The organism is Sphingomonas sp. AC449 (assembly GCF_979253475.1).
This window is the reverse complement of record NZ_CEEDCZ010000041.1, coordinates 1-293: the sequence shown is the minus strand read 5'-3', so window position 1 is coordinate 293 and position 293 is coordinate 1. Positions and strand designations below refer to the sequence as shown.

Genomic DNA, 293 nt, shown 5'->3' with positions numbered 1-293 from the left:
CTGAACGCGGCCGCGGTGCGCCGCTCGACCCCGAGCGCGAGCGCGCCGAGGAACGTCGCGCCCGCCCGGCTGACGCCCGGGATCATCGCAAGGCACTGGAGAAAGCCGCTCCCGACGACCGTCCGCAACGGGATATCCGCGACGCCGCTGATGTCGCGGCGCGGCGCGAACCGCTCGACCGCCAGGATGGCGAAGCCGCCGATGACGAGCGCGATCGCCACGCCCTCGGCGTTGCCGAGCAGCGCCTCGATATAGTGATGGAGCGCGAGGCCGATCACCGCGGCGGGGATGAA

General features: G+C 72.7%; 1 protein-coding gene. It reads right to left on the bottom strand.

Translation table 11 applies throughout. From position 1 onward, the window contains the following. A partial coding sequence (locus tag AC0CH3_RS17775) for an undecaprenyl-diphosphate phosphatase (RefSeq protein WP_465238122.1) occupies positions 1-293 on the bottom strand: 293 nt, incomplete at both ends.